General features: G+C 31.0%; 20 protein-coding genes. 13 read left to right on the top strand and 7 right to left on the bottom strand.

Going from position 1 to position 21,261, the window contains the following annotated elements:
- Positions 1–858 (bottom strand): polyphosphate kinase 2, encoded by an 858-nt coding sequence (ppk2, locus tag ABNT22_RS13185; protein WP_348718618.1) that lies wholly within the window; start codon positions 856–858, stop codon positions 1–3.
- Between the two features lie 159 nt (positions 859–1,017).
- Between ppk2 and ABNT22_RS13190 the strand changes: the two genes are divergently transcribed.
- The 11 genes from ABNT22_RS13190 to ABNT22_RS13240 all read left to right on the top strand — a co-directional run bounded on the left by ABNT22_RS13190 (position 1,018) and on the right by ABNT22_RS13240 (position 10,587).
- On the top strand, positions 1,018–1,971 hold the full coding sequence (locus ABNT22_RS13190) for a lipid A deacylase LpxR family protein (protein WP_348718620.1): 954 nt from the start codon (positions 1,018–1,020) through the stop codon (positions 1,969–1,971).
- 82 nt (positions 1,972–2,053) lie between these two features.
- Positions 2,054–3,172, top strand: coding sequence for a DNA polymerase III subunit beta (gene dnaN / locus ABNT22_RS13195; RefSeq protein ID WP_348718622.1), 1,119 nt, complete (start codon positions 2,054–2,056; stop codon positions 3,170–3,172).
- Positions 3,173–3,327: 155 nt separating this feature from the next.
- Complete coding sequence (locus ABNT22_RS13200; RefSeq protein WP_348718623.1) at positions 3,328–4,092, top strand: AAA family ATPase; 765 nt, start codon at positions 3,328–3,330, stop codon at positions 4,090–4,092.
- 5 nt (positions 4,093–4,097) lie between these two features.
- Positions 4,098–4,985 (top strand): ParB/RepB/Spo0J family partition protein, encoded by an 888-nt coding sequence (locus ABNT22_RS13205; protein ID WP_348718624.1) that lies wholly within the window; start codon positions 4,098–4,100, stop codon positions 4,983–4,985.
- A 1-nt stretch (position 4,986) separates the two neighbouring features.
- Complete coding sequence (locus ABNT22_RS13210) at positions 4,987–5,565, top strand: DUF5683 domain-containing protein (RefSeq protein WP_348718625.1); 579 nt, start codon at positions 4,987–4,989, stop codon at positions 5,563–5,565.
- Complete coding sequence (gene dapB / locus ABNT22_RS13215) at positions 5,566–6,267, top strand: 4-hydroxy-tetrahydrodipicolinate reductase (RefSeq protein ID WP_348718627.1); 702 nt, start codon at positions 5,566–5,568, stop codon at positions 6,265–6,267.
- A gap of 65 nt (positions 6,268–6,332) precedes the next feature.
- On the top strand, positions 6,333–7,907 hold the full coding sequence (gene lepB, locus ABNT22_RS13220; RefSeq protein ID WP_348718628.1) for a signal peptidase I: 1,575 nt from the start codon (positions 6,333–6,335) through the stop codon (positions 7,905–7,907).
- Positions 7,907–8,524 (top strand): WbqC family protein, encoded by a 618-nt coding sequence (locus ABNT22_RS13225; RefSeq protein ID WP_348718629.1) that lies wholly within the window; start codon positions 7,907–7,909, stop codon positions 8,522–8,524. Before lepB ends, ABNT22_RS13225 begins: the two co-directional genes overlap by 1 nt.
- Positions 8,525–8,543: 19 nt before the next feature.
- Positions 8,544–9,122, top strand: a complete 579-nt coding sequence (locus ABNT22_RS13230) for a Crp/Fnr family transcriptional regulator (RefSeq protein ID WP_348718630.1) — start codon at positions 8,544–8,546, stop codon at positions 9,120–9,122.
- A gap of 79 nt (positions 9,123–9,201) precedes the next feature.
- Positions 9,202–9,777 (top strand): Crp/Fnr family transcriptional regulator, encoded by a 576-nt coding sequence (locus ABNT22_RS13235; RefSeq protein ID WP_348718631.1) that lies wholly within the window; start codon positions 9,202–9,204, stop codon positions 9,775–9,777.
- A gap of 228 nt (positions 9,778–10,005) precedes the next feature.
- Positions 10,006–10,587 (top strand): Crp/Fnr family transcriptional regulator, encoded by a 582-nt coding sequence (locus tag ABNT22_RS13240; protein ID WP_348727116.1) that lies wholly within the window; start codon positions 10,006–10,008, stop codon positions 10,585–10,587.
- On the opposite strand, the gene ABNT22_RS13245 is transcribed toward ABNT22_RS13240, so the two are convergent.
- Genes ABNT22_RS13245 through ABNT22_RS13260 form a run of 4 tightly spaced genes read right to left on the bottom strand, consistent with a single transcriptional unit; the run spans position 10,588 to position 15,094 of the window.
- Positions 10,588–12,090, bottom strand: coding sequence for a lipopolysaccharide biosynthesis protein (locus ABNT22_RS13245; RefSeq protein WP_348718634.1), 1,503 nt, complete (start codon positions 12,088–12,090; stop codon positions 10,588–10,590).
- Positions 12,091–12,105: 15 nt separating this feature from the next.
- Positions 12,106–13,392: a glycosyltransferase family 4 protein gene (locus ABNT22_RS13250; RefSeq protein ID WP_348718635.1), complete on the bottom strand. Its 1,287-nt coding sequence runs from the start codon at positions 13,390–13,392 to the stop codon at positions 12,106–12,108.
- Complete coding sequence (locus ABNT22_RS13255; protein WP_348718636.1) at positions 13,389–14,570, bottom strand: glycosyltransferase family 4 protein; 1,182 nt, start codon at positions 14,568–14,570, stop codon at positions 13,389–13,391. The genes ABNT22_RS13250 and ABNT22_RS13255 overlap by 4 nt, the downstream gene beginning before the upstream one ends.
- Positions 14,567–15,094 (bottom strand): methyltransferase, encoded by a 528-nt coding sequence (locus tag ABNT22_RS13260; protein ID WP_348718637.1) that lies wholly within the window; start codon positions 15,092–15,094, stop codon positions 14,567–14,569. Before ABNT22_RS13260 ends, ABNT22_RS13255 begins: the two co-directional genes overlap by 4 nt.
- Positions 15,095–15,360: 266 nt before the next feature.
- On the opposite strand from ABNT22_RS13260, the gene ABNT22_RS13265 reads away from it, so the two are divergent.
- Entirely contained in the window at positions 15,361–17,052 is a 1,692-nt protein-coding gene (locus tag ABNT22_RS13265; protein ID WP_348718638.1) for a helix-turn-helix transcriptional regulator, read from the top strand.
- Here the strand turns inward: ABNT22_RS13265 and ABNT22_RS13270 are convergent.
- Together ABNT22_RS13270 and ABNT22_RS13275 are read right to left on the bottom strand one after the other, a co-directional pair.
- Positions 17,049–19,469 carry a YfhO family protein gene (locus ABNT22_RS13270; protein WP_348718639.1) on the bottom strand — a complete coding sequence of 807 codons (2,421 nt, stop codon included), beginning with the start codon at positions 19,467–19,469 and terminating at the stop codon, positions 17,049–17,051. The genes ABNT22_RS13265 and ABNT22_RS13270 overlap by 4 nt on opposite strands.
- Before the next feature lie 2 nt (positions 19,470–19,471).
- Positions 19,472–19,750 carry a DUF4834 family protein gene (locus ABNT22_RS13275; RefSeq protein WP_348718640.1) on the bottom strand — a complete coding sequence of 93 codons (279 nt, stop codon included), beginning with the start codon at positions 19,748–19,750 and terminating at the stop codon, positions 19,472–19,474.
- 138 nt (positions 19,751–19,888) lie between these two features.
- Here ABNT22_RS13275 and ABNT22_RS13280 point away from each other — a divergent pair, with 138 nt between their 5' ends.
- Positions 19,889–21,256, top strand: coding sequence for a transporter (locus ABNT22_RS13280; RefSeq protein ID WP_348718641.1), 1,368 nt, complete (start codon positions 19,889–19,891; stop codon positions 21,254–21,256).
- The last annotated feature ends 5 nt before the right edge of the window (positions 21,257–21,261 follow it).

Below are 21,261 nucleotides of genomic sequence, written 5' to 3' on the forward strand. Positions count from 1 at the left end.
TTAATCTAAATGACTTACTGACCTATAATACCTCATTACCACATTTGGATCAGGGTTTAACAGTGTACTTGCCTCTTCTTTTCCCTTGTAATTAAACTGAGACAAGACATATCGCATACACTCTACTCTTGCTACTTTCTTATCATTAGTTTTCACTACTATCCAAGGACTATAAGTTGTATGAGTATTACTAAACATTTCATCCTTGTAAAAAGTATACTTATCCCATAACTCCTGTCCTTTTCTATCTACAGGACTAAACTTCCATCTTTTTAAAGGATTTTTATTACGAGCATTAAATCTTCTTAATTGCTCTTCTTTAGAAATAGACAACCAAAACTTTATAATAACAACACCATCTTCATACAACATATGTTCAAACTCAGGAACTTGCACTAAAAACTTTTTATATTGTTTCTCGGTACAAAACCCCATCACTGGTTCAACTACCGCCCTGTTATACCAACTCCTATCAAAAAACACAATTTCTCCTGGATTTGGCAACTCCTTGATATACCTTTGGAAATACCACTGCCCCTTCTCTACTTCTGTTGGTTTATTTAGCGCCACTAAACGCATTGACCTCGGATTTAAATGCTCCATAAATCTTCGTATACTCCCTCCTTTTCCAGCAGCATCTCTTCCTTCAAAAATAACCGCAACCCGTTTATTTTCTTTCGCTATCCATTGCTGAAGCTTCACCAACTCTATCTGTAATTCTTTTAATTCATTCTCATAATTTAGCTTTACATCTACAGCCTCTGTAGAAATCCCTTTCTGATCAAGAAGCTCCCTAAACTCGATATTAGAAGTTATATTTTCAAAGTCTTCTACCGTAAGTTTTTTGTTTTTCTCCATATGAATATTTAACAGAAGACTAATGTAATGATTATATCAAAAACCCACTTATTTTTATACGTTAAAAAAGTATCTCATTTTTTTTACCCCAACAACACTATAAGCCAACAAAATGTTAAACTAAAAAAAGCAGGCCATTAAAATTATATATTTGTCAACATGATTAAGAAACTTATTGTATTCATAATACTACTCTCTGCGCACACTATTTTTGCTCAGAAACAATTCTCGAAAGAATTTAGTTTTCTTAATGACAATGATTTATACGTATCTGTAAAAAGAGATAGGTATTACACCAATGGAATGTTTTTATCTTACAGATATCTATCAGGAACCTCAAGTGATAAAGTCAAGAAAAAAATATATGAATTTCAAATAGGCCAAGAAATGTACACCCCTTTTAAAGCTACAGTAGATTTAAAAGGTGACCATGACCGTCCTTTTGCTGCGCATCTCTTTGGTAGTTTTGGTATTCATCGTTTTTATCAAAACAACTCAGCTCTAAAAACCTCTTTACAACTAGGAATAATTGGTCCTGAAGCTTTAGGTAGAGACTTACAAGATTTCATACATGATATTTATGGATACAAAAAAGCTATTGGGTGGAATTATCAAATTGCAAGTGCCATTTCAATTAACTTAAATGCCAGTTACTTAAAACAAATATCAAGTAACCAAGCAAAAACTCTCGACTTAACTTGGAGTAATCGTTTAAGAGTTGGAACTGTTTATACAGATGCAAGTACTGGTCTTTACGGACGAATAGGACTCAAACCTCTTCAAGACCTAGTCAATACCATAGCCTTTAATAGTAACTTAAATAATTCTAACTCAAAAACCACAAACGTTTCTGAGATATTTTTCTTCATAAACCCAATGATACATTACACCCTGTATGACGCCACTATACAAGGGAGTTTTTTAAATAACAATAGCCCTATTACTTTTGATATCAACCCTTTTAAATTCACTACTCAAATAGGGCTACAGTTCACCTTAAACAGATTTAACCTAGGTTATTTCATTAACTACCATACCAAAAAACTGAAAAGCATTCAAGTTCCTGGCTCAAATGTTTATGGAACTGTTCTTATAAATTACCAATTTAATTAATGCAAAAAGTATTTTTATTTTTATTTTAATTATCATCAAATTAAAATATATTTGTAAGTCTAATAATTAGAAACAATAATCAATGAAATTTATCGTATCTAGCTCTCAACTATTGAAACAATTACAAGTTTTAGGAGGGGTTATAAACAGCAATAACACATTACCAATTTTAGATAATTTTTTATTTGAACTATCTGAAAACCGACTAAACATCTCTGCATCAGACTTAGAAACCACAATGTCAGCTGCTGTTGAAGTTGAAAGTACCGATACTGGTTCTATAGCAATTAACGCTCGTTTATTACTAGACACCTTAAAAACATTTCCTGATCAACCTTTAACATTTAAGACAGAAGGAGATAGCACTATTGAGATTATTTCAGAACAAGGAAAATATGACATGGCTTATTTTAGCGGTGAAGAATTTCCTAAAGCCGTTGAACTTCCTTCTCCTAGTAGTACAGAAGTACCTTCTCATATTTTAGCTACCGCCATTGCAAAAACAATTTTTGCGGCTGGAAACGATGATTTAAGACCTGTAATGAGTGGTGTATTCTTTCAATTTAATTCAAAAGAGTTAACTTTTGTTGCTACAGATGCTCACAAACTTGTAAAGTATACACGTACTGATGTTACAGCAGATAAATCAGCTGAATTTATCATGCCTAAAAAACCTTTAAACCTATTAAAAGGTATTTTATCAGGTTCTGAAGAAAACGTAACTATCGAATATAATGACACCAATGCTAAGTTTACATTTGATAATGTAATTTTAGTTTGCCGTTTAATTGATGGGAAGTATCCTAATTATGAAGCGGTAATTCCAAAAGAAAATCCAAATAAATTAACTGTCGATAGAGCTTCTTTCTTAAATTCAGTTCGTCGTGTTTCTATTTTCTCAAGTAAAACTACACATCAAATTCGTTTAAAAATGGCTGGTACCGAGTTAAATATTTCTGCAGAAGATTTAGATTACTCTAACAAAGCCGACGAACGATTAAGTTGTGATTACCAAGGTGATGACATGCAAATCGGATTTAACTCTCGCTTTTTAAGTGAGATGTTAAGTAACTTAGGATCTAACGATGTATTAATTGAAATGAGTTTACCTAACCGCGCTGGTATTTTAACTCCTATTGACGGTACTGAAGAGGGTGAAAACATAACAATGTTAGTAATGCCTGTTATGTTAAATAGCTAGACATAAAACTTTTATACAATATAAAAACCATGGTAAAACACCATGGTTTTTTTTATTTACTTCTAGCAATCAACACCTTACCATATTGTTAACATCTTTCACTTTTAAAAACCATAAATAATTGTAAATTTACCTCTTTCAAACTTTTTTAAACAATGGGTAGAATTATTGCAATTGCAAATCAAAAAGGAGGGGTAGGTAAAACTACTACAACGGTTAATCTAGCTGCAGCACTTGGTGTTTTAGAAAAAAAAGTGCTTTTAATCGATGCAGACCCTCAAGCAAACGCTACTTCAGGTTTAGGTTTAGATGTTGAAACAATAGAACTAGGAACTTACCAAGTTTTAGAACATACTATATCTCCGAAGGATGCAATTTTAACAACAGAGTCTCCCAATGTAGATTTAATCCCCGCACATATTGACTTAGTTGCTATTGAAATAGAATTAGTAGATAAGCAACAAAGAGAGTACATGTTACAAAAAGCCTTAAAAGATGTAAAAGATGATTATGATTACATTTTGATTGATTGTGCCCCTTCTCTTGGATTAATTACATTGAACTCATTAGTAGCAGCTGATTCGGTAATTATACCTATTCAATGCGAATATTTTGCATTAGAAGGATTAGGAAAATTGTTAAACACCATTAAGAGTGTTCAAAAAATCCACAATCAAGATTTGGCTATTGAAGGGCTTTTATTAACCATGTTTGACGCTCGTTTAAGACTTTCAAATCAAGTGGTTGAAGAGGTTCGTAAACACTTCAGTACAATGGTTTTCGAAACAATTGTACACAGAAATATTCGCTTAAGTGAAGCTCCTAGTTATGGTGAAAGTATTATTTCTTACGATGCCACTAGTAAAGGAGCCGTAAATTACCTAAATTTGGCGAACGAAATTTTAAATAAAAACGCGTAACTATAATGGCAAAAGCAACGAAAAAACAAGCTCTAGGTAGAGGTTTATCGGCATTATTAAAAGAAACAGCTGAAGTAAATTCAGCTTCTGACAAAAACGCTGATAAATTAGTTGGGAATATTATTGAAATTGATATTAATTCAATCGAAGTAAACCCTTATCAACCAAGAACTTATTTTGACGAAGAAGCTTTACGTGAATTAGCTAGCTCTATAAAAGAACTAGGTGTGATTCAGCCGATTACTGTTCGAAAATTAGATGGAAATAAATTCCAATTAGTATCAGGTGAAAGACGTTTTAGAGCTTCGAAATTAATAGGTAACAAAACTGTTCCTGCGTATATTCGATTAGCAAACGATCAAGAAATGCTAGAAATGGCATTAGTTGAAAATATTCAACGTAAAAATCTTGACCCTATAGAAGTTGCTTTATCTTATCAACGATTAATTGACGAAATACAATTAACCCAAGAAGAATTAAGCATACGTGTAGGTAAAAAAAGGTCTACTGTAACAAATTACTTACGCTTACTTAAACTAGACCCAATTATCCAAACAGGAATGAGAGATGGTTTTATTTCAATGGGACATGGAAGAGCTTTAATTAACATTGAAAGCACAATAGATCAGCTTACGATTTATGAAAAAATTGTAAGAGACAAACTATCTGTTCGCCAAACAGAAGAACTAGTAAAAAACTTAAAAGCAGGTACAGTTACTAAAGCTGCTAAGAAAAAAGCATTACCAAAGTATATTTCTGAGAGTGTAAGTGATATTAGTGAATACTTTGGGCATAAAATAGACGTTAGTGTTAATAACAGAGGAAAAGGTAAAATCACAATTCCTTTTCATTCTGAAGAAGATTTTAACCGTATCAAAAACCTATTAAAGTAAATTGTCTATTTTACGTAACATATTAATCATCGCGGGTCTTTTTTGGCATACATTTTCTTTTGCTCAAAAAGACTCTCTTGATATTAAAGCGAAACAACTTCAACTAAGTAACGATAAATATAATCCGCTTTCTCCTTCTAAAGCTGCATTTTACTCTGCAATTTTTCCTGGAGGGGGACAGATTTACAATAAAAAATACTGGAAAGCTCCAATTGTCTGGGCAGCCATAGGAACGAGTGTTTATTTCTATATAGATAACAGCAATGAGTATGACAGATACAGAACTGCCTTCAAATTAAGAAGTCAAGGAATTCGAGATGAGTTTACAAGAGAAGATGGTACTGTGCTGATATCAACAGCTGGTTTAGAAAACGCTCAAAAAACACTTAGAAAAAACAGAGACCTATCACTTTTATCTGGAATTTTACTATACGTTTTACAAATTGTTGAGGCTAGTGTAAATGCGCACCTTTTACAGTTTGACACTGATGATAGTTTATCAATAAGACCAAGTATTAACATGGACCCAAAACTTATTGAAGCTCCAAAAGTAGGTTTAACCTTTAAATATTCTTTTTAAATGAAAATAGCTTTACTTGGCTACGGAAGAATGGGTAAAGAAATTGAAAAAATTGCTTTACAACGAGGACATGAAATAGTAATCAAATATTCTGGAAAAGAAAATTACGATATTACAAAAGCAGATGTTGCTATTGATTTTAGCTTACCACATGTTGCTTTTGACAATATTTCTAACTGCATTCAACACAACATTCCTGTAATTTCTGGAACTACTGGGTGGCTTGATCAGTATCAAGATATTGTAAACCTTTGTAATGAAAAAAAGGGTGCTTTTATTTATGCATCTAACTTTAGTTTAGGCGTAAATATCTTCTTCGAACTGAACAAACAACTTGCAAAAATGATGAATGCATTAAATCAATATAACGTTAATATTGAAGAAATTCATCATACAAAAAAATTAGACGCCCCTAGTGGAACTGCTATTACTTTAGCTAAAGGAATTATTGAGCATTCAGACTTAAATGGCTGGACTCTAACACCTGAAAAGGAAGAAAACAAAGTACCTATTACTGCAGTAAGAACTCCTGAAGTACCTGGCACCCATACTATCGAATATCAATCTGAAATTGATACTATTGAAATAAAGCATACTGCTCATAACAGACAAGGTTTTGCATTAGGAGCTGTGGTTGCAGCTGAATGGTTAGCAAATAAAACTGGAGTATACACTATGAATGATGTGTTAAACTTAGGTTAAAGAGCGTAACATTTATAACTAAAAATTACTAATACTCTATTACAAAGAGTACAAAATAAAATATTATGACATTTACTGAGTGGTTTATCGTTTTTTTAATCATACAAGTAATACATTTTCTTGGAACTTGGAAATTATATGTTAGAGCAGGTAGAAAAGCATGGGAAGCAGCTATTCCTGTGTACAATGCTGTTATTTTAATGCAAATTATAAATCGCCCAAAATGGTGGGTAATTTTGTTGTTCTTTCCAATTGTCAACCTTCTGATGTTCCCTATTATTTGGGTAGAAACTTGTAGAAGTTTTGGCTTTAACGAACGAAAAGACACCATTTTAGCTATTATAACTTTAGGTTTTTACATTTACTATGTTAATTATGCTACCAATGCTGAATATATAGAAAACAGAAGTCTACAACCTAGATCTCCTTTAGGTGAATGGATTAGTTCAATTGCATTTGCAGTTATTGCTGCGACATTAGTTCACACCTACTTTATGCAGCCTTATACTATTCCTACTTCATCACTAGAAAAAACCCTATTGGTAGGTGATTATCTCTTTGTAAGTAAGTTTCATTATGGTGCAAGAGTTCCCATGACAACAGTTTCTGCTCCAATGGTTCACGACACTATACCTGGATTAGGGGTTAAATCATTCGTGTCTGATGACTCCAATAAGGAGGGCTTATTAAACAAATTATCATTGCCATACATGCGTCTTCCAGGCTTACAAAAAATAAAGCGTAATGACATTGTTGTATTTAGTTGGCCTATAGATACTGTCAGATATTTTAGAGATAATTCTGGCATTCATAAATACAAGCCAATCGATAAGAGATCTAACTACGTTAAGCGTTGTGTTGGAATTCCAGGAGATAGCTTAGAGGTTAGAGACGGATATGTTTATATTAACGGAAAAAGAACTGTTTTACCAGACAGAGCTAAACCACAGTGGTTGCATATAGTAGACACTGGTGGAGAAAAATTTAGCTCAGGTGCTGCTCAGCGATATAACATAAGAGAATGGGGAGTACAAGGTGAAAAGTTTGTTTTAAACTTAACAGACGAAGAGGCTGCATTAGTCGCTAAAAACCCTATTGTAAAGAGTATAGAAAAACAACTGCAACCTAAAGGTTTTTACAATAAATCTGTATTTCCACATAATCCAAAATATGCTTGGTCTAATGACAATTTTGGTCCGATTTACATTCCTAAAAAAGGTGTTACAGTTAGTTTAAATGCTTCATCAATTCCTTTTTATGAAAGAATCATTAGAAATTATGAACATAATGATCTTACCATAAACGGCAATGACATATACATTAATGGAAAAAAGGCTAATACATACACTTTTAAGCAAGATTATTTCTGGATGATGGGTGATAATCGTCAAAACTCAGAAGATGCTAGAAGTTGGGGGTATGTACCTTTTGACCATGTGGTAGGTAAACCTGTAATGATTTGGTTAAGCTGGGATGCTAAAGCAACTAACATTTTTGCTAAACTTCAATCTATCCGTTGGGACAGAATGTTCACCACTGTTGGAGGTAGTGGAAAACCAGTGTCTTACTTATGGGTAGTTATCTTATTAATCTTAGGTTACACAATTTTTAGTTTTAATAAAGGAAGAAAGAAAGAATAATGGGGTTATTTATTCCGACATACTTCTCTCCTATTGCTCAATATTCAGCCATTTTTAAAGGAGAATCTGTTACATTTGAAATGGAAGACAACTTTCAAAAGCAAACCTATAGAAATAGATGTTATATCTATGGTGCAAATGGAAAACTTTCTTTAAATATTCCCGTCAAACATAGTACAACAGAAGGAAGAAAGAAAACCAAAGATACTCTTGTTGAAAATGATTTTCCTTGGCAACAACAACATTTAAAATCATTACAATCTGCTTACAGAGCTTCTCCTTTCTTTGAATTTTACGAAGACGATTTACTTCCAATATTTAATAAAAAATACACCTATTTACAGGATGTAAATATTGACACCTTTTTATTCGTTACAGAAGCCTTAGAACTCTCTAGTAACTTTAATAAGTCCATTGAATATAAACCAACCATCCAACATGATTATAGAGATTTAGCTATTGCGAAAAAAGGCATAAACATTAGTATGAATTCCTACATTCAAATGTTTGATGACAAGCATGGTTTCATTCCAAACCTCTCTATATTAGATCTTTTATTTATGGAAGGTCCTAACACGATTAGCTTTTTAGAAGAAATTAATGTAGATTTGAAGTAAGAGTTTATACTACTTGCTTATGAAAACTATACACCAATTTTTAGCTGGGTATAGTCCGCTTTCTTCAAAAGCAAAAAAAGAATTTGAACAAATCTTTAGTTTAAATACTTATCGAAAAGGAGAAATTATTGCTGGCTATAGTCAATCTAAATGTAAATTCTTTCTGGTAAAAGAAGGCATTGTCTGTTCTTATTTAAACGATTCTAAAGGCAAAAAGGTTATTAGAACGTTGTTTACTCCAATATCTGTTATTGCCTCCTTAAAATCCATAATAAACATTAATAGCACTAATGCAAACTATCACTGCTTAACCAATTGTTCTATTTTAGCAGCAAACTTAGATGACTTTCTTTATTTGGTAGATAAACATCATGACATTTCAAAATTATATATTGAAATATTAGAAAAATCTTATGCTAAATTATTAGAAAGAGTTACCTATTTAACTACTTTAGAAGCTACTGAGAGATATTTAATGTTAAAAAAAATTGCTCCAAATATTGAAAATCAAATTCCACAATACCAAATAGCTTCTTACTTAAATATTAGTCCTATACAGCTTAGCAGAATTCGTAAAAAGCTATTATTTGAATCTTAATTTTAATATCCAAACGATATGATATTCCAAAAAAAATAATGTAAATTTGGAATAAGTCCCTTGTTTAAAATCATATTATATGGATTTTTTAAAAAATTTTGTATATAACTTTCACCAGGTTTCAAATCCTTCTTTAAAAGAATTTGAACATATAGTAACGGAAAAAAGTTTTAAAAAAGGCCATACTTTGGTTAAAATAGGTGAAATCTCAAAAAACTTTTACATTTTAAAAGAAGGAATTATAAGATCTTTTTTAGTTGATGATAAAGGTAAAGAACACACAAGAACGCTTTATACACCTCCTTCTACTTCTGGTAATTTATCTTCATTAATTAGTAAAAAACCTTCTATTCTAATTTATGAATGTTTAACGGATTGTAATGTTTTGGAATGTAACTATGAACAATTCTATCAACTTTCGTCTAAATATCATGATTTAGCTATCTTTCAATATAAAGCCTTAGAGTTTATATATATTCGTGAAGAATCTCGTATTCTAGAACTTAGCATGTTAAATGCTACTGAACGCTATCAGCTTTTACTTAAAACATCTCCTGGTATTGATCAGAAAATTAACCAGTATCATATTGCATCTTACTTAAATATTACTCCAGTTCAATTAAGTCGAGTTAAAAAAGGATTGTTAAAAAATTAACTATTAACATATGTTAATGCTTAAACCGCCAAAGCCACATATATTTACTTTGTAATTAACAAGTTACATCCGTAAAATTCTTTTCCCCTTATATCAAAGTTTTTTCGGCAAGCAAACCTATATAAAACTATGTAGGTTTGCTTTTCTTGTTTTACATTTTGCTTTATTAAAGTAAAATGGCTAAATTTATTCTGTATAACATATACAAACATAACTTGTTAATTACATATGGTAAACAGCGATATTGAGGTTTTTTTAAATCGATATATCTCCTTACCCCAGAAAATCACTGATCTTTTTGGGGAATTGATAGAATATGTCGAATTTTCACCTAATGACTTTCTTGTAAAAGCTGGAGAGTTTTCATCTGAATTTTTTATTATTAAATCTGGCATAGTAAGATCCTACTTCTTAACCCAAGAAGGCAAAGAGATTACACGTGCTTTTTTCACTCCTGGTTATATAACAGGCGCTTCTTCCGCTATAATGAAAGGAATACCTTCTGAGCTGAATTACCAATCACTAACCCCAGTTACAGCATATAAAGGGAATCTAATTAAATTAAAAGAATTAACCCTTGAGCATCATGAACTTGCAATGTTTTACATTAAAACACTGGAAGATGCATATTTAAAAGCCGAAGCTATAGTTTTGGAAATAGCAAGTTCTAACGCAGAAGAACGATATATTAATTTAAAAGAAAGAATCCCTAACATCGATAACATTATTGCACAAAAGTACATCGCATCTTACCTAAACGTAACCACTGTGCAGTTAAGTAGAATTAGAAAAAAAATGTATTCTAGATAATTACTGTAACCTTCTTTCTATTAAACCATTTATTTGCTTAGATATTTTCAATTTGTAAGCTATAATAAAATACAAAGGAACGATTATTACACTTTTCAAGATAATATTCACTACAGGATGTATTGCATAATCTCCAAAGTAAAATGCTGGTATATTGAAATTCCACGCGTTAAATATTACATAGAAAACCACAATTTGAATTACAATCAATAAAGTCTTACTTGTGAACGGATTCATACGCATCTTATAATGAACAAACCATAATCTAAATGTTCCTACCAACAACGTAACCAATAAAGTTGAAAATGCTAAACCATTCGTACCAAAAGCAAGTTTATAATAAAAATAATCATTCAAATAATAAACCAAAAAAGCCATTGACAATCCCATCGGTAATGTAATCCTATAAAATTTTGAGTTATTTATAATAGCCCCATTGTTTCCTAAAAACATTAGAAACAGTTTTGCCGAAGATATCATAAGTACAACCAGCTCCCCTCCTGCATACCCTTTATTAGGCAATACTCTAAATAACTCCGTTACATTAGAATTTACAAGAATAAAAAACAAACCTCCCACAAGTAATAAGTTTATCGAACTTTTCTTGTACAAGCTTCTAACTTCATCATTGTTTTCTTCGTTTATTGATTTAGAAGTTAAAGGCTGTAATATTTGCGTCATAGCTCTACTTGGAGCTTCAATAAAAGAACCTATAAACAATGCCACCGTATAAAATGCTGCAACTTGAAACCCTTCTTTCCCCGGTATCATAACCTTATCAATATCTAGTACAATAGCACCTGCACTACCGGCCAATAATATATATACTGTATATTTTACAACTTCTTTGATGTTGTCTGGTAAAGAGAAACTAATTTCTGGGAAGTAAAGTCTAAATGCATATACCATCATTAAAATAGTTCTTAAAATATATGCTAGTGACATATAAAATAGAAATTCTTCTTTTCCGAAAAATCCAAAAGCTACAGCAAACAACATAATCATTGTTGCCAACCTATTATAAAGCTCTTTTAACGCATTTCCAAATACACTTTGCATCTGAACCTTGGCCCAGGCATAAAATACTTCAAAATAAGCACAACAAACCGCTATGATATAAATGTAAAAGGTATAACTCTCTACAATTAAATTTTCTTCAACATCACTTTGACTTACATAAGACATGATTAAGTTATGAAAGTAATCCCAAAAAAAACCAATTGGAAGAGCTATCAGTAAAGGAACGAATAAGAAAGAACTTAAAAATTTATCTCTTTGCTTCTTTGTCTTATATGCTGAAAAAAACTTAATAATGGAAAAGTGAACTCCAAATGCTATTAAAGGGGTAATAATATTGGATGCCGCGAAAATATACTGCGCCAATCCATAATATTCTGATGTTAGAAAACGATCATAAAGAATAAGTGTATTAATTCCTCCAATTAAAAAACCTAAATAAATAATAAAGGTATTCTTTAATGATTGTTTAAATATTATTCCCAAATTTTATACTTTTAGTTAGTTATTGCACACCTTTTCAATATAATCGACCAATTTTTTGGTTAAATTTCTTCTATGATATTTCTCAATAGAATTATTCAAGTTCGGTATTCCTCCTTTTTTATATTGATTATATAGTGTTACAATATACTCTTTTAACTCTTTTTTACTAGTATAACTAAATACTTTTCCTGCATTATTCTTTGACACTATCTCGGCCAAATCGCCTTCCTCTGGACCAATACCAATTATAGGTCTTTTAGCTTGTAAATATTCAAATGTTTTACCAGGAATCATTTCCTTTGCACTTGGATAATCATTTACAACAATTAATAAAACTTGTGTTTGCTTTTGGTATTGCTTTGCTACTGGATGTGGTACATAGCTAACCTTCTCTACATTTTTAAGTCCACAACTCTCAATTTCTTCAGAAATAGTATCATCAATTTTTCCTATAAACTTTAAGACAAAGTCATTTGCAAAGTCTTCACGTTCTTTTGTTAACTCTCCTAGTACTTCCCAAAGTTTTTTTGGGTTTCTTTCAGAATTCATCATTCCAATATGAGTTAATGTGAACTTTTTATCTAGAACAATATCACTTTCTTTTTTACTTATTCCATCTACATCAAAACCATTTGTAATTACTTCAATTAACTGGGCTTTCTCTTCATACTTCTTCTTTGCATGATTACTTACCATTAAAACACCATCTGCCTCTGTTACAACTTTCTCTTCTAACTTATAATGCTTTTTTAATGATGATTTGGTTAAAGGTAATAAATGAAAATAATCTACGCTGGTCCAAGGATCTCTAAAATCTGCTATCCATTTTACTTTTAACTCTTGTTTTATTTTTAAACCTATTAAGTGAACACTATAAGGTGGACCCGTTGTAATAATTACATCTACAGGATTGTCTTTTAAATATTTCTTTATTCTTTTCACAGAAGGTTTAATCCAAAATTTCCTAGCGTCAGGTATAAAATAGTTAGCTCTTATATACATTAAAACCTTATCTAAAAAAGTAGGATTGGGATTCAAAAATCCCATGCTATTTTGTGTCCCTTTTTTCTTAAACTTTGATAAAACACTATTGGGTTCTATTATTGGACACTTAATTACTTCTATTCCTTCAAGAACATCTTTTTCTAGAGAAGCATCTACAATTGGATAGCTAGCATTGTCAGCAGTAAACACCACTGGTTCGATATTAAAATGGCGTAAATATTTGACAAACTTCAACCATCGTTGTACTCCAGGGCCTCCTGCTGGTGGCCAATAATATGTTACAATTAAAACTTTCAAGTCAAACTATTATATAATCCTATTAAATCTTTAGAGGTTTTATCCCAGGTAAAATGGTTTCTTACATATTCTTTCCCTCTTTCTCCCATAGCATTGCGCATTGCTACATCTTTGTACAAGCTTAGCATTTTTTGAGTAAAATCTTCTACATTTCTTTCTTCATGTACTAGCCCAGATTGTACCTCTTCTACCAACTTTTTTTGAACCGTTGCATCACTTACCAAAATAGCTTTTCCAAAACTCATATATTGAAACAACTTATTTGCAAAGGTAGTATCGTGATGTATATTTCTATGTAAAGGAGACAAGCAAACATCAGCGTTTTGCACCCAATTAGGAAATGTTTTAGCATCTCTCCAACCCATTAATAACACTTCCTCTTCAAGCTCTAAGTCTTTTACTTGTTTTTCTAGCTTTGGATTTGTTTTTCCAACCACAACAAACTTAAGATTATTAATCTTTGTTTTTAAAGAAACCATACTCTCAAGTACTGTTTCTAATCCTCTTCTATCTCCAGTATCGCCTAAATAAAGCATGGTAAACTCATTTTCCTTTTTCTGATAAGGAATTTCGGGTACATTTTGATTTTCATAAAATGATTTACGCACTGTATTAGGTACCACCACAATTTTATTCGCTTTTACTCCTACTCTATCTACAATTTCCTTCTTAGCTTCTTCTGTTACGACAATAACTTTTGTGGCTTTTCTAATAAACTCTTCTTCTTTCTTTTTCCATTTTTTAATAGAAATAAGAAGCTTTCCTCTTAATTTTTGCATATGAGGGTAAAAACGCATTATTTCTGGTCTATTTTCATGCAAATCTAATATCGTTGGTACATCTAAACCTTTATTAGCCTCAAATGCCGCTGCTGCAATTCTCATATCGTGTATATGTATTGCCTCTACTTTGTTTCTAATGATAAAGTTTCGAATTTTCTTTTTCATTAAAATTGTATACAGAGGTATAGTATATGCAAGTGCAGACATTTTATATTCAAAAGTATTGGTTCTATACCTTCTAACCTTTATGTCTTTAATTACCTCTTCTTCAAGTTCATTTCCATAAGACAAACAGAACAAAAATACCTCATGTCCTTTTTTAATTAATTCAATGGCCTCATTTTCCACCCTAGGATCAGGAGGATAAACATTGTCTAAAATCATTCCTATCCTCATCCTTCCATAAATTTCTCAGCGTAAACTGCATAATATCTTGGAGTAAAACTTCGAAGTAAAGGTCTAATTCCTAACTTACCGACTGGGTTCGTCCATTTTTCTCTATCCTTTATTTGCCATCCAGATTTTTCTAGTAACCAATCAAATTGCCAATCTTCAAACTCGTGGTAATGTCTATCCCACATATCTGTTTTACTTCTATATGCACTCGAAAACCATAAATCTAAAGGAACCGTTGCAACCAATTTAGTTGCTTCAATTTGTCTTAAAACATTGAAAGGAGCTATTAAGTGTTCAAATATTTCAAACGCCGTTACCACATCTACATTGTACTCCTTTACTAGTTCAGGTAATAAGTCCAAATCCTCACCGTTTGTATTAAAAACGGTATAACCATTCTCTTCCATTATTTTGCTAAATGGATTTCTAACTCCTAAATCGAGAACTGTTGATGAAGCTGGAATATGACTTTGTAAAAAATTAAGTGTATGTGTATATCTTTTCTTAGGAAGTTTACTATACATTTTACTATTTTACAGCAAATGTATTATTATTTTACCTATTATATAAATAAAAAAGAGGGCAAATAATTTTACCCTCCTTATAAGAACTGATTCTTCTTCAATACTTCTTCTTTCTAATATCAATTGAGATATTGTTTTCGAATACAAATATAATTTTCAAATAGTAGTTTATCAACTGTAATATACCTGCTTTTATAAAAAGCATGTATATTTGTATACTCCATGATATACTTTTTATAAAAAGTATAAGAGTTAATTGTTTTTATATGTATCGGTACCTTATTGTTTTCTTGTTATTTACTTTCATAAACACAGGTTATACCCAAAATAATTCTCTAGACTCGATTTACTTAAAAAAAATAGCACTATTTAAAAACACCAATTACGACAGTACTATTTTATACTCGGAAAAATTAGAAAGCTCTTCTAATATTTGCAACCAACTAAGTGGAGCCAATGTCAAAATTTATGCGTTTTATCGTAAAAAAAAGTACAAAGAAGCCCTAGCAAAAATTGAAATTTTAAATGCTAAAATAGACTCTTTACTTAAAAAGGAGGAAACTCCATGCTTTTATGATCATAAAGCTGCCATATACAACCGTTTATTTTGGATTAGTAAAAATGAAGAAAACTATAATCAAGCATATAAGTATTTACTTAGGTGTGAAACCTATTTAAAAGGTCACCCAGTAAAAGATGCTAAAAATTACATGAATAATTTGGGATTAGCTTCTAGCAAAGCCTTGATAAAAAACAAGCTTAATATGCAAGAAGAAGCTAAACAGATTCTTCTAAAAACCTTCTCTGAAACTGAAAACCCTATACTTAACGATTTAAAAAACAAGAACAGTCTAAATTTACTTAAAGCAAATGTTTTAAACTCTTTAGGAAACACGTATTTGTCAATAGCAAATAAAAATGATAATTCAGTATTTCTTGATTCAGCATCATATTATTACGATAAGGCTTATGATGTAACAAAAATATTTGAGCCTTTACATGAAGATTCCGAAATCATATATAGCTTTAGAAAAACAGAAGTTTTAATTGCTCAAAAACAATTTAATAAAGCTATAAAACTCATAAATAACTACAAAAACATTCATAACGGATTTCATTACAAACACAGAGAGTTCTTCCAAAAAACCCTTTGCTTTAATGGATTACACCACTCAGATTCTACCATTTACTATGCCTATAAATTACTTTTTGATAAAAAAGATGAATGTAAGCGTAGTAACTTAATCACTACATATGATATTCTTTCTAAACAATATGACAAACTAAACAAGCAGGATAGCGCTCTAAAATATTCACAAAAAACACTAGAACAATTTCATTTGGCTGATAAAAACAAGGAAGAAACTTTTCATTTACTTTATAAAAACGACTTTGAAAAAGCTCAAAAATTAAACAATTCTTTACTTAAAAAGAAAGACAGCAATACCAATACATTGTTAAGTTTTTTAGGAGGCGCTACCATCCTTACTTCTTTTCTTTTTTTCCTTTTTTATAAGAAAGAAAAAAAGGTTAAGAAAAAACTAATTCAAAAATTAAAAGAAAACACTCAAGAAGATGAAACGTCTAAAAAAGAGTATAATATTGACGATACTTTAGAAGCTAACATCTTGAATGAAATTAATAGAGTTGACAACAATTTTGACTTTATAAAACCTGACTTCTCTATTACAGATATTGCAGAGGCTTTACATACAAATACTACTTATATTTCTTTTGTTTTCAATAAAACAAAAGGTACTACTTTTAAACAGTATTATACAAGTTTAAAAATAGCTTACATTCAGAAGAAGTTAAAAGAAGAGAAAAAATATAGAAATTATTCTATAAAAGCCTTAGCAGAAGAAATTGGATATTCTAACGCCTCTGCCTTCTCTAGAGCTTTTAAAAAACATACAGGTACAACCCCTTCTGAATACATAAAAAATCTAGAGGTTTAACTTTTATATTTCCTTCTATCTTTTAAAAACCATCCTATAGGAATAAGCAAAATCATAGCATATGAAATTAATGAAATCATATTCCCTTTACTTATTACTGTTGGTTCAAACTTAAATTCTATAGTATGTTTTCCTTTAGGTACTATCATACCTCTTAAAACATAATCAACCTGGTAATGTGGTACTAATTTTCCATCAATGTATGCATTCCAACCATCTTTGTAAAAAATTTCAGAGAACACCGCAAATTGCTTACTAGAAGTAACACTCTCATAAACCAATCTTGCAGTATCGTATTCTTTTAATTGAATTGTTGCTATAGAATCTTGAACAATTGACGTTCCTAATTCTTTAATTAAAACATTAGCATTTCCTTTCAAGATATTTACCACCGCCGTTTCTTTCGTTTTTAGTGAATCTAGCGCTTGTATTTCTTCATTTGCAGTTTCTACATACTTCATTTTATCAACAAACCACACATTACCATTGGCTTCTGGGTTTATCTGAACTTCTGTATCACTAACAATAAAATACTTTGTATTAAGCATGTTTAGAGTCTCCACATTATTCTTTGCTATCTGATATTCAAACAACTCTTGATAACGTTTCATTTTAGCTGCATGATATCCTCCTAACGAATTATGGAAATATGAAGTTCTTGCCTCATTTAAAATACTACTTGAAAAATTAGCTACTCTATAATACGATTTATCTTTCAAAATCTTTTTATCTGCTTCATTTGCTACAAATGGTTTTTCCACTTTTCTTGCAGAAGTAAAATCTTCTTTGTTTACATAATTTAAGTTAATGGAAACCAAATCGAACAATACCAAAACAGTAAGTCCTATAATTACTGGTAATCTTTTTACCTTTTGTTTTAAATACAACCAAAGCCCTCCACCAACTAATAGTATTAATACAAAAGATCTTAAACTATCCGAAATCATCATAGACTTCCTATCCGCTATTAAAGCATCAACCAGTTCAGGCAATTGTTGTTGATATTGAGCATCTCTTAATCCTTCAAAAGCAAACAAACTACTTCCTACCAATGCAAAAAACAATGTAATTCCTCCTCCAACATAAAATGCTTTTTTCAATGCAGTTTCTTTTTCTTCTTTTTCTCTATTAGGCGAGAAAAACTCCTTTAAAGCAATTATTCCTAATAGCGGAACACACAATTCTGCAATTACTTGAATAGAAGAAACAGCTCTAAACTTATTATACAAAGGGAAATAATCTATAAATAAATCAGTTAAAAAGGAGAAATTCTTCCCCCAACTCATCACAATTGAGAAAACCGTTGCACCAACTAACCAATATTTTAATTTACCTCGTACTAAGAAAATTCCAAGAAAGAATAGAAAAAACATAATAGCTCCAATATAAGCTGGTGCTTCTACTATAGGTTGTTTTCCCCAATAGGTTAACACTTGACTAGAATAATCTTTCGCCACTTTATCTCCTGCTCTTACCTGAACTGTTTCATAAAAACTAGTTCCCTTATCTAATTTTTCAACTGTTCCTCCTCCCATAAAACGAGGAATTAATAAATTAAAAGTCTCGGCTATACCATAACTATATTCTGTGATATAAGCTTTATCTAAACCAGATGTTGATTCTTTTGGAGATCCATCTGGTGAAATTGTTAACTCAGATTTTCCTCTAGTACTGTAATTAGCATATTCTTTTGTTGCTAAAAGTCGAGTTGCATTTACACTGATTCCAAGTAAACAAGCTACTAAAACAACTCCGGTTTGTTTTACAAACAATGATAGCTTTCTATTTTTAACAGCCTCCAATAATTCAACTAAACCAAGAATTAGTAAACAAAACCCTAGATAATATGTCATCTGTGGATGGTTTGCACTGATTTCTAAAGCCATGGCCAATGAAGTAAGTACAAAACCTAACATATATTTATTTTGATATATGTATAAAATCCCAGCCAATACTAATGGCATGTAACCTATAGCATGAGCTTTCGCGTTATGACCTGCTCCAAATATAATTATCAAGTAAGTAGAAAATCCGAAGGATAAACTTCCCAAAATGGCCAATTTCCAATCGACCTTTAGGGCTGTTAACAAAATGAAAAAACTAAAAAAATACAGAAACAAATAATCTGCTGGTCTTGGCAAAAACCTAATCACCTTGTCTACATAGCGAATAAAATCATTTGGGAAATAAGCGCCTACTTGATAGGTAGGCATCCCTCCAAAGGCATTTCCTAACCAATAAGATTCTTCTCCTTTCTCTGCTCTATAATTAGCAGATTCACGAGCCATTCCAACAAATTGAGTTATATCTCCTTGTTTTATTTTTTTCCCGCTCAAAACAGGATTAAAATATAATACAGACGCAATTGTAAATACGACAAATGCAATAATGTACGGTAAAAATTTCTTAAAGTTCATAGTTAGTCTAGTTCTTCAAAATCAACATACTCTCCTACTGAGTTGTTACTTTGTTTAGTATTTTGAGGCTTTTTATCTATTACAGTTTCTCCTTCATTAACATTAGATTCTTTATATCTATTGTTGTATTGTTGTTCTGCTTTTTCCTGCATTTTATTCATTGCTTTCTTTACTAAGAACGGCGCGAATAACTTAAACAAAAAACGTGTGGCATAGTAAATTACTAATATTATTAATATTGTTCTGATCATATTTATAGGTCCAGCTTCTTGAATATTCATTGTATTTTTTAAAAAAACAATCAAAAATAACAATTTGACACAAAAGCTAGCGTTAAGAGTTTACAAAACTTATCATCTATTATATTTGATATTTTTAATGTATGTTTGTGTAACCTCTTTCAAATTTGGATTTATTTCATGAATAAGAAAATTTTATTTTTCATTTTGCTCCTTATAGCTAGCGCAGTTAAGGCTCAGTATACAAATGTTATTAATTCTAACAGACCTGGTTTTTCAGAGAATCCATATAGTGTTGGAACAGGGGTTTATCAATTTGAATCTAATATTTTTTTTAGAAAAGCAGAGGCTACTCCACTTTTTAGTAACACACAATCATTGGGATTAGATTTACTTTTTAGAACAAGTTTTCTCTACGAAAAGCTTGAATTAAACTTACACACTTCTTTTCAAAATGACAAAATAGCTCTGAAAAATGTTTTTGAAACTTCTCAAACTCAAACAGGACTAGGTAAATTTACTTTAGGAGCGAAATATTTGGTATACGCTCCAGAGTATAATGACAAAGGTAAAGAAATAAGAAGCTGGAAAGGTCGTCATTCATTCGACTGGAAAAGATGGATTCCTCACGTAGGAGTTTATGCTGGACTAAATTTTGGTTCTTTTTTAACGAGTTATCATGAAAGAGGTGGAATTTCTCCTAAGGTTGGTGTTTTGTTATTAAATGAGTTATCTAATGAATTTAATATAGTAACTAATTTATATTATGATTATATAGGAACTGATTTCTCTCAATTTTCATACATCCTTACAGGTACCTATAATGTTAATGACTATTGGTCAGTTTTTGGAGAAATGCAAAGTCAGTTCGAAAAATATGAGACTAAAACTAATCTTGGGTTAGGTTTGGCTTATTTATACAATGAAAACCTACAATTTAACACCTCTGTAAGAGCGATGCTTGAAAGAGAAAATGCAGGGGTTTACGCCGGTATCGGTGTTTCATATAGAATTAACAGACACGTTGATGAGTTTAGTGAAATAGATGAATTTGGTAATATTATTGAAGAACCAGAAACTGTTAAATATAAAGAAAACAAAGGTTTCTTTGGTCGCTTATTTGGAAAAATTGGAGGTCTATTTAAGAAGAAAGACAAAAACGTAGAACTTGACATCTCTAAAGAAGAGAAGGAACTTATTAATGAAGAAAAGCCAAGAAGAACACGTCAAAAATCATTAGTAGACGAAATCATCAAAGAAGACGCTAAACAGAAAAAGAAAACTACTAAAGAAGAGAAAAAAGCTGCTAAAAAAGCACAAAAGGCCGCTGAAAAAGCGCAAAAAAAATTAGAAAAGGACAAAGCTAAAGAAGCGAAACGCCAAGAAAAAGAGCGACTAAAGCTAGAGAAAGAAAAAGAAAAGGAGCGTTTAAAACTTGAAAAAGAAAAACAAAAAGAACGCGAAAAACTTGAAAAGGAAATTAAAAAGTTAGAAGAGGAAATTAAGAAAGAAGAAGAAAAAGAAAAGAAAAAAGACGGAGAAAACTAGAAATA

The sequence above is a fragment of the Tenacibaculum sp. 190130A14a genome, from assembly GCF_964048965.1.
In the GTDB taxonomy this organism is placed as follows: Bacteria; Bacteroidota; Bacteroidia; order Flavobacteriales; family Flavobacteriaceae; genus Polaribacter; species Polaribacter polynesiense.